Annotated in this window: 11 protein-coding genes and 1 pseudogene; 4 read left to right on the top strand and 8 right to left on the bottom strand. The window is 31.9% G+C overall.

The features are described 5' to 3' along the window. Positions 1–7: 7 nt before the first annotated feature. The 4 genes from IPK06_09355 to IPK06_09340 form a co-directional block, all read right to left on the bottom strand. Entirely contained in the window at positions 8–2575 is a 2568-nt protein-coding gene (locus IPK06_09355) for a hypothetical protein (protein ID MBK7980187.1), read from the bottom strand. 143 nt (positions 2576–2718) lie between these two features. Beyond that, the gene (locus tag IPK06_09350) at positions 2719–3474 is read right to left on the bottom strand and encodes a triose-phosphate isomerase (protein MBK7980186.1); all 756 of its coding nucleotides are present in this window, start codon (positions 3472–3474) and stop codon (positions 2719–2721) included. 11 nt (positions 3475–3485) lie between these two features. After that, the gene (locus IPK06_09345) at positions 3486–3722 is read right to left on the bottom strand and encodes a NifU family protein (protein ID MBK7980185.1); all 237 of its coding nucleotides are present in this window, start codon (positions 3720–3722) and stop codon (positions 3486–3488) included. Beyond that, a complete protein-coding gene (locus IPK06_09340; GenBank protein MBK7980184.1) occupies positions 3722–4573 on the bottom strand; it encodes an Mrp/NBP35 family ATP-binding protein in 852 nt (283 codons plus the stop codon). Before IPK06_09340 ends, IPK06_09345 begins: the two co-directional genes overlap by 1 nt. A gap of 139 nt (positions 4574–4712) precedes the next feature. On the opposite strand from IPK06_09340, the gene IPK06_09335 reads away from it, so the two are divergent. The 4 genes and pseudogenes from IPK06_09335 (at position 4713) to IPK06_09320 (ending at position 8632) form a co-directional block, all read left to right on the top strand. Beyond that, positions 4713–5375, top strand: a complete 663-nt coding sequence (locus IPK06_09335) for a metal-dependent transcriptional regulator (GenBank protein ID MBK7980183.1) — start codon at positions 4713–4715, stop codon at positions 5373–5375. After that, positions 5372–6403, top strand: coding sequence for a metal-dependent transcriptional regulator (locus tag IPK06_09330; GenBank protein MBK7980182.1), 1032 nt, complete (start codon positions 5372–5374; stop codon positions 6401–6403). Before IPK06_09335 ends, IPK06_09330 begins: the two co-directional genes overlap by 4 nt. Before the next feature lie 2 nt (positions 6404–6405). Then, positions 6406–7208, top strand: a pseudogene (locus IPK06_09325) (50S ribosome-binding GTPase). After that, positions 7205–8632: a ferrous iron transporter B gene (locus IPK06_09320; protein ID MBK7980181.1), complete on the top strand. Its 1428-nt coding sequence runs from the start codon at positions 7205–7207 to the stop codon at positions 8630–8632. The pseudogene IPK06_09325 and the gene IPK06_09320 overlap by 4 nt, the downstream one beginning before the upstream one ends. Here IPK06_09320 and ppk1 read toward each other — a convergent pair. From ppk1 to IPK06_09300, 4 genes are all read right to left on the bottom strand, one after another. Continuing rightward, complete coding sequence (gene ppk1 / locus IPK06_09315) at positions 8624–10729, bottom strand: polyphosphate kinase 1 (protein ID MBK7980180.1); 2106 nt, start codon at positions 10727–10729, stop codon at positions 8624–8626. The genes IPK06_09320 and ppk1 overlap by 9 nt on opposite strands. After that, positions 10730–11227 (bottom strand): dCMP deaminase, encoded by a 498-nt coding sequence (locus IPK06_09310; GenBank protein ID MBK7980179.1) that lies wholly within the window; start codon positions 11225–11227, stop codon positions 10730–10732. Beyond that, positions 11227–12447, bottom strand: coding sequence for a HAMP domain-containing histidine kinase (locus IPK06_09305; GenBank protein ID MBK7980178.1), 1221 nt, complete (start codon positions 12445–12447; stop codon positions 11227–11229). The genes IPK06_09310 and IPK06_09305 overlap by 1 nt, the downstream gene beginning before the upstream one ends. A 94-nt stretch (positions 12448–12541) precedes the next feature. After that, positions 12542–13810 carry an adenylosuccinate synthase gene (locus tag IPK06_09300; protein MBK7980177.1) on the bottom strand — a complete coding sequence of 423 codons (1269 nt, stop codon included), beginning with the start codon at positions 13808–13810 and terminating at the stop codon, positions 12542–12544. Positions 13811–13846: the final 36 nt, after the last annotated feature.

Genomic DNA, 13846 nt, shown 5'->3' with positions numbered 1-13846 from the left:
TTTTCCTCTATATCAGCGAAAATTGTCTTAACGCTAATGTTATATAATCAATAGTGTTAGAAAAATATTGTAAATAGAAAATTGCGGATACTGCTATAATGATAATCAATAAGTAACTGTACAGATAAACTAAAAATGGTCTGACATCAAAAATGACGTAAATCCCTTTTAAAAATCTTTGAATTATCCAGATAATAAACAAAAATAAAACGAAATATATGATAATATTATACAAGTTCAGTTCCAGAATTTTATATAATATTGTTTCAATTGGAACAAGCAATGCCATTGGTAAAAATGCCCATATTGCAACCGAATATACGCTAGAGAATAAGATTCTGTTCTTTACAAAAAATGATGATAAGTGGAAAAGAATACTGATAACAAAAAATAAAATTATAGTAGCAACATAAATGTAAAGAAATGATTCGATTGGATTCCACGCTAAATAGGAAATAATTGAGCTTAATTTATAATTGCCGAAAGCAATAATAATTTTTTCGAAAAGAATATTGGATTTAAGGTGGTATAAAATAATTGAAACCAATAACGCATTAGAGCCTGACAATAAAAACATTAATATATTTGAATGAAATCCATTAAGAATTCTTTGATCCCTAATATCCGAATAAAAATTGTAGGGACGAAGTAAAGCTCTCATTGTATCTTCTCTAAATTTCCTTTTTGAGTTAATTAGCAGAGCAATAATTATAGAATTCAATAAAGCGGCAATAATGAAAATTATCGGAGCATCGTCGCTGCTGTTTCCAATTGGGATTGAGGTCTTTGTGCCGTTATTCAATCGTGATTTTATAACGTTAAAACTCAATCTTGTATCTTCAACATTTTGAGGCAGAATTCCAATTGCATAATTATCAACGCTGCTGTAGCCGGAAAACAAAGGAGCAAAGTCGCCTTGATAATCAAACATAGAATTTAGTACAAATCCTTTAAGATTTGATTCGTTAGTAATATCAATTATTCCGTCAAAAAATTTTGCCTGTCCTTCGTATGAATTTTCATTTAAATATCCGTTAGTACCACCATTGTATGTCGGATAAGTAGCTTCACTGATAAAATAAAATGAAGAATCTTCGCTTGTCTTATCTAGATAATTGTTAAAGAAAATTGAAGGTTCTACTCCGTAAACTTCAATTCCGTATAAATCCAAACCATCGATAATGTTGTTGCTGTAATTACCAAAGAAAGAAGCGTATGTTAATTTATCTGGCGAGGAAGATTTAATAATTTTATTTATATATACAATAAACTCGCCGTGAGTTTGAGATGATCTTATAAATGAACCGCCGGCGCCTAAACCAATAACTGTATTATATTTATCATAGTACTTAATAACTCTGTTTAAAAACGAACTTACTCTGCTTCTAAAATTTACATCTGATGTAAACTTTTCCGGTACAGAGTTTAGTGGTAATTCAATTAAGGAGAAAAGCCCGTATTTCTCACAAAGGTAAATAGCATAAGGGTGGGGAATTGTTTTACTGAATCTGACAGTATTAAATCCGGCTTCTTTAATTTTCTTTATATCTAATTCAATTTTTCTAAAACTGGAAATAGATGCTAAGTTTGAGCGGATGTATGTTACTCCATTTATTAAAAAATCATTGCCATCGACTTTTAACATTCTTTCGGATTTTTTAATATCAACCAAAGCAATGTTTTTAGATAATTCATCAAGTACAACGCCGCTGCCATTGGTAAGAATAATTTTAACAATGTAAGATTTTGGAGAATTGGGTTTCCAATTTACAATTTTGGCTAATGGTACGGAAAATTCAGATTTATTTGTTTGCGAATTGATATTCCAAGTATTGTTGTAAACAGCAGAAGTATCAAAATTAAATTTAATTGATGCTTGGATCTTAAAGTTTCCATCAAAATTTGGATTTGTTGAATCGACTTTAATTTTAGAAAAGTTCTGCAGAAATACGGAAAAATTTAAATTACCGCCGCTTCCATTTCTTACTAAATTGTAAGTAACATCTTTAACGCCTAATTTAGGTTTAAATGATAAGTAAACATCTCTAAATATTCCGCCGAAGTTTGTTGGAAATAAAAATCTCTGCATTAATGGAATTGTTGTTTCGGAATTTAAATCATATTGAATTTTAATTCGTAAAGTATTCGGTGAATCATAATTTAATATGCTTTCGGGAAGTTCAATTTCGAACGGAATTTCGCCGCCGGCATGTTTGTAAATTGTAGCGTTGTTTAAAAATATTTCCGCTGAATAATTTAGCCCGAGAAAATTAAGTTGAACAATATTTTTAGTAAGTTTATCGCCGGCAATTGAAAATTCTTTTTCAAAGATTACGATTTTCTTTGACGTGAATTTAAGCGGAAAAGAAACTTGGCTGAATTTTTCAGGTTCATCTACAAAAAATATTTTCCAATTCTTATTAAAATATTGAATTGATCTAGTTTTTGAAATTCCCAAAAACAAAGAATCTTTTAAATTCTCAATATCAGATGGTAGTTGATCAATTTTAAATTGTGCAAATAAATTATTTTGTAGAATTATTATTAAGATTAAGGGAAGATATTTTTTTAGCATTTAAATAAGTTATTTTTAATAAAATAATCTGAAAATATACTAAAAAAAAGACGCGAAATCAATTTGATAAAAATTTGTTAACTTATTGTTATTAAACAAGTTAACAGAATAAGGGGTAAAATTGGCTTACCCCTTTAATTTTGCTAAACACTTAAGATAATTTCTCTAAAAGAATCTGCTTTTAAACAAGCACCGCCAACCAAAGCTCCATCGATATCCGGTTTGGAAAGCAAATCTTTTGCATTTTTTGCGTTAACACTTCCGCCGTATTGAATAGTTATTTCTTGTGCGGTTTCAACAGAAGTTAATTTTACCAAAAGGTTTCTAATGAATTCATGGACTTCCTGCGCCTGTTCGGGTGTTGCGGTTTTTCCCGTTCCTATTGCCCATATTGGTTCATATGCAATAACAGTATTTTTAATTTCTTCTTCGGATAAATTATTCAAACAAGTTTTAATTTGCTGTTCAACGACTTTAAAAGTAGTTCCGTTTTCTCTTTCTTCTAAAGATTCGCCGCAGCACAGGATTGGTGTTAAATTATTTTTTAAAGCTTGTTTAACTTTTTGATTAATGAATTCATCGCTTTCTCCAAAAATTGTTCTTCTTTCGGAATGTCCGAGAATTACATATTCGCAGCCGACACTTTTCAACATATCTGCAGAAACTTCACCGGTAAATGCGCCTGAATCAACTGAATGCATATTTTGAGCGCCTAATTTTATATCGGTATCTTTAATTAAAGTTTTCACGGCTTCGAGCGAAATAAACGGCGGGGCAACAACAACTTCAGCATTTAAATTTTTACCATTCAACTCAATTTTTAAATCGGAAACCAACTGAATGGCTTCAGATAAATTTTTGTTCATTTTCCAATTACCGGCAATAATATACTTTCTCATTTTTCTCCAATTTAATTTATTGATTCAACTCTTTTAATTTTCGGAATCTCTTTTTGTAAAGCTTTTTCCACACCTGCTCTTAATGTCATAGTCGACATTGGGCAATCTGCGCAAGCTCCCAACAGTTTAACTTCAACAATTCCGTCTTCTGTTATATTTACCAATTCGATATCTCCTTTATCTTCTTTAAGGAAAGGTCTAATTGATTCTAAAATGTTCTCAACACTATTTTTATCAATTGCAATCATTACAGCTCGATTTCAATTTCCGAATTACCGGCATTATTACTTTCAACCGCTTGAATTAAATTTTGAGCAATTTCAATAATTAATTTGGATTCTTCACTTTCGGGCAAACTTTCTACAATTGGTTTCCCACTGTCTCCGCCTTCGCAAATTCTTGGGTCAATTGGAATTCCGCCCAGCAATCTTGAATTTAATTGATCGGCTAAATTTTTACCGCCGCCTGTTCCAAAAATATTATATCTGTTTCCCGTATCAGGAGCAATAAAATAACTCATATTTTCAATTATTCCATAAACCGGAACATTAACTTTTTCAAACATTTTAAGTCCCTTTTTAGCATCTATAAGAGAAACTTCTTGTGGAGTTGTAACTATAATAGCGCCGGTTAAAGGAATAGTTTGAACCAAAGTCAATTGAATGTCACCGGTTCCGGGAGGAAGGTCGTATATTAAATAGTCTAATTCTCCCCAATCAACATCAGACATAAATTGCTTTAACGCGCCGCTTGCCATTGGTCCGCGCCATATCACCGGATTATCGTCATCAATTAAAAAACCTATTGACATTAACTTAATTCCGTAATTTTCAAGCGGGGCCATTTTGTTTGTACCCTCATTTTGATATATTTTCGGTTTTCCATTAATCCCCATCATTAATGGAATACTTGGACCGTAAATATCAGCATCTAATAAACCGACTTTGGCACCTAGTTTAGATAATGCTAAAGCAAGATTTACTGAAACAGTGCTTTTACCTACACCGCCTTTTCCGCTTGCAACAGCTATTGTATATTTAACTCCTGGTAAAAGTTTTGAATGCGGTGAACCCGCATGACCACTAAAATTCTCTGCCATGATAATCTTTCATTAATTATTAAAAATATTAAGTAAAAATATGAATTAAGACATTTATAACCAAGATACATAAAATCTTACCATGTATAAATAAAATATACTTGACAAATAAGTTAAGTATACTTAACTTTGTAACATCATGGCGACTATATCAAAAGAAAATTATTTAAAAACAATTTTTCTGCAGAATTCAAATAACGGAAAAATGATAACCTCTGCTGAACTTGCGAAGGAATTAAACGTTTCAAAAGCAGCAATTTCGGAAATGGCGAATAAGTTATCCAAACAAGGATTTATTGAATATAAAAAGTTCAAAGGAATTAAATTATTGAGCAAAGGAAAAAAAATTGCCGTCGATGTAATAAGAAAGCATAGATTATGGGAATTATTTTTAATGAAAACTTTGAATCTTTCTTGGGATGAAGTGCACGCAGAAGCTGAAAAACTTGAACATTATACTACAGAAAACTTAATTGATAAAATTGATGAACAATTAAATTTTCCAATTTATGATCCGCACGGCGAACCAATACCAAATAAAAACGGCGAATTTAGAGCCGTTAAAAATGATTTCTCAATGAAAGAATGCGCAATAAATAAAAAATACAAAGTTGTTAGAGTAAATGACAGATCTGATGACCTGATGAAATATTTATCGAAAATTAATTTTGCATTAAATATAGAAATAATAATAAGTGAAAAAATTGATTTTGACGGATCGCTTTTTGTCAAATACAATAATTCCAAAATTATGCTAAGCGAAAAAATAATTGAAAATGTTTTTGTGAGAGAAGTAAAATGACATTATTTATCTTTACACCAATTAGTTCTATAATGGTCTTTATTTTTATCCTAGTTTTAGTATTAATAATTTTTTATCCGAGATACGGAATACTATCAAGATATAAAAAAATAAAAGTATCTGATCAAAGAATTCAGCTTGAAGACGCATTAAAACATATCTTTGATTATGAATATAGAAAACTTAAACCTACACTTGGCAGCATTGCCGGCATTTTGGAGATTTCAGTTGATAATGCTTCAAAAATTGTTGCGAAATTAAAAAAATTTAATCTTGTTGTAATTGTAGATAACGGAATTTCATTAACGAATTCCGGAAAAAATTATGCTTTGCGGGTAATTAGAGTTCACAGATTATGGGAAAGTTATCTTGCGGATGAAATCGGAACTAATGAAGAGGACTGGCATGATGAAGCAGAGCTTATAGAACATTTAATGTCTCCCGAAGAAGCCGATGTTCTTTCTGCAAAAATTGGCAATCCTAAATTTGATCCGCACGGTGATCCAATTCCCACAAACGAAGGTATATTACCGGAGAAAATTGGAGTATCGTTAAATGAAGCTGAAGAAAATTCAGTTGTAAAAATATTACATATTGAAGATGAGCCGAAATCGATTTATATCAATTTGGTAAAGGAAAAATTATTTCCCGGGAAAGTTATTAAAGTTGTAAATAAATCAACTAAAGAATTAGATATAATATCCGATGGAAAAAGTAAAAGTTTAAGTCCGCTTTTAGCCGAAAATGTGCAGGTTGAAGTAGTTGAACAAGGGGAATTTATTGATCATGTTCATAAAAATATTTTAAATTTGCGGTATGGCGAAGTTGGTGAAATTTTACAAATTCTTCCGGAATGCCGCGGTCAGCAGAGAAGAAGATTATTGGATTTTGGAATTGTACCAGGTGCGAAAATCACTTTGCTTATGAAAAGTCCTTTAAATGACCCTGTTGCATTTGTTGTTAAAGATACAATTGTTGCATTAAGAAGAGATCAGGCAAAACAAGTAATTTTAAGGAAAGTTGGTTGAAAATGATTAATCAAAAAAGTGAATGTGAAAATTGTCCGGCACACAATATTAATAATCTCGTAAAATTGGGTGTGGATATGCATGGTTTTAATTATGTAATTGCTTTAGCGGGAAATCCCAATACCGGGAAAAGTACAATTTTCAACAGTCTCACAGGTTTAAGACAGCATACAGGAAATTGGCCGGGTAAAACTGTTGCGCGTGCAGAAGGCGGTTATGAATATAGAGACAGCAAATATAAGATTGTCGATTTACCAGGAACTTATTCTTTATTATCTACAAGCACCGATGAAGAGGTAGCAAGAAATTTTATTTTATTCGGACAACCGGATGTAACTGTAATTGTTGTTGATTCAACAAAGCTTGAACGAAATTTGAATTTGGTTTTGCAGATATTGGAAATTACAGACAGAGCTGTGCTTTGTTTGAATTTAATTGATGAAGCCGCAAGAAAAATATTAAAATTGACGAAAGAGAATTATCCAAACAATTAGGAATTCCTGTCGTATCAACTTCGGCAAGAAATAAAAAGGGTATTGACAAACTACTTGATTACATACACCAAGTTGCAACAAAAGAATACATATGTGTTCCCCACAGAATAAAAAATTTTTCAAAAAAAATTAATAAAATCGTTGATCAATTAACTGAGAAAATTAAAGAGACTTTTCCTGAATTGCCAAATGTAAGGTGGGTTGCTGTAAGATTATTGGAAGGAGATCAAACTATAATTGACGCCGTAAAATCCGGTGAAATCGGAACTATTGGCACGGTTCAATCAAAACAAATGGCTGAAGTAATATGAAAAGAAATGACATAAAAAATAAAAACATCGAATTATTAAATTTTGCCGATTCGCTTCGTTGGGAATTAAAAGAAAATTTACACGATTCAATTACGGAGTCAATTTTTAAAGACGCAAATATAATTTCATCTAAAACCATCATTTCCGAAAAGAAAAAAGTTAGAACCGAATGGGAAGTTTCGCTTGATAAAGTTGTAACCAGCAGATTATTCGGTTTTCCGATAATGTTTTTTCTTTTAGCAATTGTATTTTGGCTTACAATTCAGGGGGCAAATTATCCTTCATCCTTAATTTCTGATTTACTTATTGATAAATTTCATCCAATATTAAAATCATTTTCTCAGTCAATTGGTATTCCACATTTTATTGACGGAATATTAATTGACGGAGCTTATCTTGCAATGGCTTGGGTTGTTAGTGTGATGCTTCCGCCAATGGCAATTTTTTTCCCGCTGTTTACTTTGCTGGAAGATTTTGGGTATTTGCCAAGAGTCGCATTTAATATGGATAGATTATTTCAAAAAGCAGGAGCGCACGGCAAGCAAGCTTTAACAATGAGCATGGGATTTGGATGCAACGCCGCCGGTGTTATTGCAGCAAGAGTTATTGATAGTCCAAGAGAAAGATTAATTGCGATTATTACTAATAACTTTTCACTTTGCAATGGAAGATGGCCGACTCAAATATTAATTTCGTCAATATTTATCGGAAGTCTTGTTTCTCCTAAATTAGCCAGTCTGGTTTCTGCTGCAGCAGTAGTAAGTGTAGCATTATTGGGAATTTTTTTAAGTTTAGTTGTGTCATGGGGATTATCAAAAACTTTATTAAAAGGAGAAGCTTCCGCTTTCAGTTTGGAACTGCCGCCGTATAGACCTCCGCGAGTTTTACAAACATTATACACTTCTCTTATTGATAGAACAATTTTTGTTTTATGGCGTGCAATTGTTTTTGCCGTACCCGCCGGTATTGTTATTTGGTTAGTTGCCAATATAGACATAAATAATATTTCCATAGCAGAATATTTTATTAATTTCACTAATCCATATGCTTTATTTATCGGGCTTAATGGAGTAATTCTGCTGGCGTATATTATTGCAATACCCGCAAATGAAATTGTAATTCCTACAATTTTAATGTTAACTGTAATGAGTACGGGAATACACGCGGGTTCTGGCTCAGGAGTTATGTTTGAACTTGATTCGATTACTGAAACTGGTGAAATTTTAAGAGCCGGCGGCTGGACTGTTTTAACCGGAATCAACTTAATGCTGTTCAGCTTATTACATAATCCATGTTCAACTACTATATATACTATTTATAAGGAAACAGGAAGCATTAAATGGACAATGTTTTCAACATTTGCCCCAATATTGCTTGGTTTAATGGCTTGTTTCTTTGTCGCACAAATTTACAATTTATTTTAACGAATAAAGTGAAGGAGCTTTCATTAAATGATCTTGAACAGACAATTCCTCTTCTTCAGTTGAAGGATAAACTCTATAATATTCTCCGTCTGAGTTTAAAATTCTTGCTTTACTGTTATCACTTAAGAATATTTGCAATATATTTTTCAAAATACTTTCCTTAATTTGGCTATTCTCTATTGGGAAAGTAATTTCAACTCTTCTATCCAAATTCCTGGGCATAAGATCGGCACTGCTTAAGTAAATATCTTTTTCGCCATTATTAAAGAAATAATAAATTCTGCTGTGTTCCAAAAATCTTCCTATAATACTCCTAACGTAAATATTTTCGCTTAATCCTTTAACTTGAGGTTTTAAGCAGCAAATTCCTCTTATTATTAAATCAACCTTTACTCCGCATTGAGAAGCTTCGTAAAGTGCCGCTATTATTGCGTTATCTACCAAAGAATTGAATTTGAAAATTAAATGTCCGATACCGCCTTTTTTAACATTCTCAATTTCTCTATTTATTAAACCTATAATTTTATCACGAGTGTTTATTGGCGAAACAAAAAGTTTTCTGAATTCGTTTTTCTCAGAATAGCCGGTCAAGTAATTAAACAATTCAGAAACATCCTCGCAAATCTCTTTATCTGAAGTAAAAAGTCCAAGGTCCGTATAAAGTTTTGCAGTTGAAGCGTTGTAATTTCCTGTACCGAGATGCACATATCTCTTTACACCATCGCTTTCTTTTCTAACAACCATTGTCATTTTTGCGTGAGTCTTTAATCCTACTAAGCCGTAAACTACATGAACACCGGCCTTTTCAAGCTCCCTTGCCCAGAAAATATTATTCTCCTCGTCAAACCTAGCTTTTAGTTCAACAAGTACTGCAACCTGTTTTCTTCTTTCGGCGGCTTCAATTAAATATTTTACAATGGGCGAATCGGGTCCAACTCTATACAATGTTTGTTTAATCGCAAGAACGTCAGGATCTTGAGAGGCGACTTTAATAAAATCAATAACGGGAACAAAAGAATCATATGGATGATGCAGTAAAATATCGCCTTTTCTGATTAAAGAAAAAATGTTCTCGTTTTCATCAATGTTAACAAACGGTTTTGGCTGATGCGGTGTTTCCTTCAAATGATGAAAAGGTAAACTGTAGAGTTCCATTATATTGCTTAAACCAAGTGGACCATCTATAAAATGAATATCTGTTGGATAAATATTTAAATTCTCTACAAATGTTTCAATCATGAATTTGGGAATATCTTTTTCAACTTCAAGTCTTACAACTGAACCGAATTTTCTTTGTTTAATATTTTCTTCAATCATTTGAAGCAGATCATCAGCTTCGTCTTCTTGAATACTAATATCTGTATTTCTAGTAATTCTAAAAAGATGCGCGCATTCAATGTGTACACCAGGAAAAAGATAATTTAAGTTTTGCTTAATTAAATCGTCAATCCAAACAAATTTGGCGGAAAGTTTGCCATTTTTCTTTGGTTGATTTGGATATAATATTTTATCAACCCGTAAAAGTCTTGGTAAAATACTTGGGATTTTTATTCTGGCAAAGTGCTTTTCTTTTTTTGACGTTGAAATCAAAACCGCAAAACTTAAACTTAAATTTGAAATATATGGAAACGGTCTGCCCGGGTCAAAAGCCAGAGGAGTTAAAACGGGAAAAATTTCTTTATGAAAATATTGACTTAAGGCAACTTGTTCGTTATCCGGTAATTCACTCACTTTCGAAATTATTACATTATTCTCAGTTAAATCCGGTACAATAGAATTTTTCCATAAATCATCAATTTGGATTAATAGACTTTTAACTTCTTTATCAATAGCTCTTAATTCTTGAAACGGCGTTAAGCCGTCAATTGTTGCGGTAATAATGTTAGCTCTTATTTGTTCTTTCAGTCCGGAAACACGAATCATGTAAAATTCATCAAGATTTGTAAAGAAAATAGAAATGAATTTTATTTTATCAAGTAAAGGCAATTTTGGATTCAAAGCTTCTTCCAACACGCGTTTGTTGAATTCGAGCCAGCTTAAATCTCTATTAATAAAATTTTCCGGTTTGTAATATTTCTGAAAGTTGTCCTTGGGCATTTATAACTCTTCCTTAATAATTTCTTTAGCAGAAGAATAATTTTTCAAATCATAATTAATAGAATTTTTTGGTTTTTCCAATCTCCTAATTTCAACATTTGCAATCTTGAAGAACTCTTCAGCCTTTGTATCATGATAATCGGAAAATATAACAATTTCCTTAATGCCGGCCGCTATTAAAGCTTTTGAACAATTTGTACAAGGCATATTTGTAATATATGCTGTTGATCCTTGTGTGCTTACGCCGTGAATTGAACATTGAATAATTGCGTTCATTTCGGCGTGAATTGTTCTTACGCAGTGATTGTCAACTATCATACATCCGTCATCTTCACAATGAGCATCTCCGGGAATTGAGCCGTTATATCCGGTCGCAAGAATCCTTTTATTTCTAACCAAAACACATCCGCAATGCATTCTTGGGCAAGTAGCTCTTTCAGAAACAAGCATGGCAAGTTTAAGAAAATATTCATCCCATGATGGTCTTAAATCACTCATTATTCTTCCTTAAGTTTCATTAATTTTTTGTTTAAAATTATTAAAAAAGTTGTTCCTTCATTAAGTACTGAAGATTTCAATAATAGTTTTCCATTATGATAATCTTCTACAATTCTTTTGGATAAACTTAAACCCAATCCCCAGCCTCTGCTTTTTGTGCTGAAACCCGGCTTGAAAACGTTCTTTTTATTTTTTGGATTTATGCCTTTACCATTATCTATTACTTCAATTTCAATTGTTTTTTCCTTTTCAGTAACGGTAATTTGAATTTTACCTTTTTTACTTCCAATTGCATCAATTGCGTTTTTAATCAAATTTTCAATTACCCATTCAAACAGTGACGCGTTAAGATTTAGAAATATAGATTTATTTTTAACGTAAATCAATTCAACGTCTTTTCCCGTTTGCGGAAGTCTTTTTTCAAAATATTTTATTACTGAATTTATTACGTCATTCAGATCATTTTTCTTAAGTATCGGTTTTGAGCCAATTTTGGAAAATCTGTTTGTAATTTTATCCAATCTTGTTAAATCACTCGACATTTCATCCGCGACGTTTACAACTTCGTCCGGATTTTGATATTTCAATTTCAGAAGTTCAACCCAGCCCATTAAGCTTGATATTGGTGTACCTAACTGATGAGCGATTTCTTTTGCCATTCCTACCCAAATATTGCTTTGTTCGGTTTTCTTCACGTAACTAAAGCTAATGTATAAAATTGACAAAAATAGAAATGCCGAAATAACCTGTAAAAATGGATAATATTTTAGTTTCTGAATTAACTCTGAATTACCAAAATATATTTTACTTACTATTTTTTCTTTCCCGTTAAAATCCTTATAAGACACGTTTATTGGATCATGAACGGTTGCCAATTCTTTTACTTTATTGACTAAAAAAGAATCAGTCTCGGATTGTGTCAAAGTTGAATCTATTTCAATATTTTTAATTCCGGTATCTGTATTTCTGCTTATTGGAATTCCATTTGTATCAGTTAAAATTAAGGGAAAATTGATTCTTTTAATTATATTTTCAAACACAAATGTCAAATCAACATTATTGTCTGAATTTGGATTTGCTATAAATTCAAGAGTATTGGCATAAAGTTCCGCGACTTGAATTTCACGTTTTTGGAGTTCCGTAACCAGATATTGAGTATAGTAAAATGTGCCGGCTGCAATTGACAAAGCAATTACAAGTAAAAAAAGTTTAAGGTTCATTAAAAATTCTTATGAAGCAAAATTTATTGTTTAAAATATTTCCGCTGAAATCTACTAAATAAGAAGAAGTTTTAAAAGATAATCCGAAATACACTTAAAGCTCAATGGTTTGAGATCTTTTTGGTCCAACCGATATATATTTGATTTCAAATCCGCATTGAATTGAAATAAAAGTTAAATATTCTTTAGCTTCAATAGGAAGTTCGTCGTATGTCTTAACTTCAGAAATGTCGCTATTCCAGCCTTTTAGTGTGGTATAAATTGGATTTACGGAATTTAGTTCAGCTGATGATGTTGGAAAGTATTTCAATTTTTTTCCATTAATTTCATAACCTGTGCAGACTTTAATTTCATCAAAATTTCCGAGAACATCAAGTTTTGTAATAACAACTCTTTCAATTCCATTAATTTTTGTAGAATAATTAACAAGAAAAGCATCAAACCATCCGCATCTTCTGGGTCTGCCGGTCGTTGCTCCAAATTCAGCACCAATCTTTCTTAATTTTTCACCGTTTTCTTCAAACAATTCAGTTGGGAATGGTCCTAATCCAACTCGGGTTGTATAAGCTTTTACAATTCCGATTATATCAGTGATTTTCGTAGGTGGAATTCCTGTTCCGGTGCAAGCGCCTCCGGAAGTTGGATTTGAGGATGTTACATAAGGATAGGTACCATGGTCAACATCCAATAATGCGCCTTGTGCTCCTTCCAATAAAATATTTTTATTTTGAAGAATGGCGTCATTTAAATATGCGGAAGTATCCGTAATATATTTATCAATTTTTTTGTCAAATGCTATGCATTCGTCAATTATTTCATCAACCTTTAATTCTTCGTGCTGATATAATTTTTTCAGCAGATTATTTTTTTCTTCAAGACTTTTTTTAATCTTTACCTTAAGTTCTTTTTCATCTAAAAGATCGGCAATTCTGATTCCTCGTCTTGCATATTTATCAATGTAGCAAGGACCAATTCCTCGTCCAGTTGTTCCAATTTTAGAATTTCCTTGTTCGTTGATCGAATCGAGTAATTTATGATAAGGCATTATTAGATGTGCGTTATGACTAATAAATAGCCTTCCTTCAAAATCAATTCCGTTTTGCTGCAGCATATCCAATTCGTCCAACAAAGCCTTTGGTTCAATAACAACACCGTTTCCAATTACACAAATAACATTTGGATGCAGAATTCCTGAAGGAATTAAATGAAAAATATATTGTTTATCGCCGATTTTAATTGTGTGTCCTGCATTTGCGCCGCCCTGATATCTTACAACAATATCAATTTTTGAACTTAGCAGATCAACAACTTTACCTTTACCTTCATCGCCCCATTGGCTTCCAACAACAATTGACACACTCATAAATTCCTCAGAATAATATAAAAATGATTAAGAGAG

Source organism: Ignavibacteriota bacterium, from assembly GCA_016713565.1.
Taxonomy (GTDB): domain Bacteria; phylum Bacteroidota; class Ignavibacteria; order Ignavibacteriales; family Melioribacteraceae.
Note: the sequence above shows the minus strand (reverse complement) of the source record. Positions and strands in the feature narration are given on the sequence as shown.